This window comes from Pseudomonas sp. P5_B2, from assembly GCF_056400445.1.
Map to the genome: position 1 here is coordinate 1 of NZ_JBFULH010000467.1, position 3,187 is coordinate 3,187.

A 3,187-nucleotide genomic window follows, 5' to 3' on the forward strand; every position below is an offset into this window, starting at 1 on the left:
GGTCCTTATGGCGGTGCGGCCAACCCTTACGTGGTGCGTCGCGAAGATGCGCATTGGGTCGATGGCAAACTCACTGCCAACGGCATGCAGCCGCTGAGCTTTGAGCAACTGGCCAAGCACGCCCACGAGCGTGGCCTGGTCACCGGCGCGACCGTGCACGGCTTCAATCGCTGGAGCTGGGCCGATGCCGAGTTCAGCATCGACGGCGTGCGCGAACGTCTGCCGCTCGATGGCCTGGCGGTCAAGTACGGCGACGGCGCTCCAAGCGTGAAAAAAGCGCAGATGAACAGCGCCGGTTTCCATCTGTTGGATCGCCAGAACGTGCATTACCCCGACACTCAGCTGAACAACGCGGCAGTGACTTACTACAGCCCGGTTGCGACGCTGGTGGAACTGAAAGTCAACAAAGGCTCGGCCGAAGTGCAAGTGCTCAACCACCATTCGTGGGTYGAGTGCGGTCGAGTGCTGGTGGAAGAGCTGGTCAAGGGCCAGATCGAAGGCGGGATCGCCATGGGCATTGGTCATGCGTTGATRGAAGAGATGCCGCTGTACGAAGGCGGGCCGGGGGAGGGTGACTGGAACTTCAACCGTTACCGCTTGCCGATGGCGCGCCATGTGGCGGTCTGGAAGCAGACGTCTGAAATCCTGCCGCCGCTGTCGCCGAGCGATCCATCGAAGGGCATTGCCGAAGTGGTGATGATCCCGGTGGTCGGTGCCATCGGTAACGCTGTGGCACACGCCATCGGCAAACGGGTCCGCGACCTGCCTATCACTTCTGCACGCATCAAGGAGGCCCTCAATGGCTAACCGTCCGCTCCAACTGACCCTCAACGGTCAAACCGTCGGCCCGGTGGACATCCCTGATGACCTGCCGATGATCGATTACTTGCACGAATACAAAAACCTCACTGGTTCCCGTTTGGGCTGCGGCCAGGGTATCTGCTACGCCTGCGTCGTGATCGTCGACAACCCCGACGGCACCAGTGAAGAAGTGCGCACTTGCATCACTGGCGCGCATTATTTCGAAGGCAAGAAAGTGCGGACAATCGAAGGTCACGCGACTCGCGATGAACAGGGCAAGGTCACTGAACTGAACCCGATCCAACAGCGTTTCGTCGACGAATTCGCCTTCCAGTGCAGCTACTGCGCGCCGGGTTTCGTGAATGCCGCGACGGTGCTGGTGGAAAAGCTGAAGCGTCAGCCCATCGTCAAAAGCCAGCTGGAAAAAGTCATCGAGGACAGCCTCGGCCATCACATCTGCCGTTGCACCGGGTATGTGCGCTACTACAGCGCCACCCGCAACGTGCTGACTGATCTCGGCCTGGTCAAGGAGGGTTAAGCATGAAGCAATTACTTTCCCGCCTGGCATTGGCGGTTGGTCTGAGTGCGCCGGTGTTGCTGGCTCATGCTGACGATCAGGTCAAGCGCGGCGAATACCTCGCCCGTGCCGCTGACTGCATGGCTTGCCACACCGCGCCGGGTGGCGCGCCGTACGCGGGCGGTCTGCCGATTGTCTCGCCGTTCGGCACGATCTACGGCACCAACATCACCCCGAGCAAAGAGCACGGCATCGGCCTCTACAGCGATGAGGAATTCTTTGCTGCACTCACCGAAGGCAAGCGCCGTGATGGTGCCAACCTGTACCCGGCGATGCCGTACACCTCGTATCACCTGATACCGCGCGGCGACTCCGACGCGATTCACGCGTACCTGAAAACGTTCGAGCCCATTGAGCGTGCAGCACCGGTCACCAGCCTGAGCTTCCCGTTCAATGTGCGTCTGGGCCTGATGGGCTGGAACATGCTTTATGGCAAGGACGTGAAGCTTTCGCCCACCGAAGGTAAAAGCGAAGCCTTCAAGCGTGGCCAGTACATGGTCGACGTGCTTGGTCACTGCGGCGAATGCCACACTCCGCGCGGTTTGCCGGGTGCAATGCAGCAGGACAAGCGCATGACCGGCGGCGTGCTCAATGGCTATCTGGCACCTAGCCTGTTGGCCAATGACCTGGCGGCTCGCGGCTGGAACCATCAAGACCTGAGTTCGTTCCTCAAACACGGCATGAGCGCTCAGGGCACGATGTTCAACGAGATGTTCCCGGTGTTCCACAACAGCACCCAGGGCCTGAATGACCCGGATCTGGCGGCGATGGCGACCTACCTGTTGGGCGATCAACCGCCGGCGGCGAAAGTGCTGACTGACGTACCGTTCGACAAGCTCACTGCAAGTGCCCAGCGTGGCCGTCAGGAATACCTCAACGTCTGCGCCGGTTGTCATGAAGTAGGTGGTGACGGCAAACCGCACATTGCTGTGGCCATGCGCGGCAACACCACGCTGCGCCTGGAAGATCCGCGAAATCTGGTTCGGGTGATTGATGACGGTATCGGTGAGCAGAAGTTTTCCGGATTCGAACATATGCAGCCGATGCCGGGGTTCGCTGAGAAGCTCAGTCACGAGCAGCTCACTGATCTGCTGAACTACCTGCGTCAGAGCTGGGGTGGTCAGCCGGGTGATCTAGCGGTCAACGCTGTGCAGACGTTGCGGGCCGATGCGCCGCCGCTTGAGCACAAGGCGCACTGACATGCAGCATCTCGATCTGCAAGTGGTGCGCCGGGCGCTGGAGTGGTCGACGGCCGGCCAGCGCCTCTGGCTCTGCACGGTGCTCGCCACCTACGGCTCGGCGCCTCGTGCGCCGGGTTCACTGCTGGCGGTGAACGCCGACGGGCAATGGATCGGATCGCTGTCGGGTGGCTGTGTCGAGGAAGACTTTCTCGAACGGGTCGCCGAGGGGGCGTTTCTTGAAGCGGTCAGCGTAGTTCGTTATGGCGAGGGTGATGATCCGCGCTCCCGGGTGAGCTTGCCCTGTGGCGGTGTGCTCGATGTGCTGGTGGAGAAGCTTGAGCCGGTTTGCGAGGTTCAGGCGCATCTGCGGGAATTGGAGTCGGCGCTGTTAGGGCAGCGTCGCCTGATCCGCGAGGTGGATCTGTCCAGCGGCGCGCGCAGCCTGTTCGATGATCGCGAACAGGGTGTGCGAATCGAGCGTGAGATCGATCGGGTGCGCGTGCGGATCGGTGCGGCGCAGCGCTTGTTGTTGGCCGGGTATTCCTCAGTCGCTCAGGCGTGTGCAGAGTTTGCCGTCGGGCTGGGTTTCGAAGTGATTCTGTGCGACCCGCGTGACGAGGTGCTGGAA

Annotated in this window: 4 protein-coding genes; all 4 read left to right on the plus strand. The window is 61.3% G+C overall.

Annotated features, from left to right (window positions below; translation table 11 throughout):
* A partial coding sequence (locus AC1DRJ_RS22455) for a molybdopterin cofactor-binding domain-containing protein (RefSeq protein WP_477804073.1) occupies positions 1-807 on the plus strand: 807 nt, incomplete at its 5' end.
* Entirely contained in the window at positions 800-1,339 is a 540-nt protein-coding gene (locus tag AC1DRJ_RS22460) for a (2Fe-2S)-binding protein (protein ID WP_477804074.1), read from the plus strand. The genes AC1DRJ_RS22455 and AC1DRJ_RS22460, both read left to right, overlap by 8 nt.
* Positions 1,340-1,341: 2 nt before the next feature.
* Positions 1,342-2,577: a c-type cytochrome gene (locus AC1DRJ_RS22465; RefSeq protein ID WP_477804075.1), complete on the plus strand. Its 1,236-nt coding sequence runs from the start codon at positions 1,342-1,344 to the stop codon at positions 2,575-2,577.
* A 1-nt stretch (position 2,578) separates the two neighbouring features.
* Positions 2,579-3,187, plus strand: a 609-nt coding sequence (locus tag AC1DRJ_RS22470; RefSeq protein WP_477804076.1) for an XdhC family protein, incomplete at its 3' end; no start/stop codon positions are given.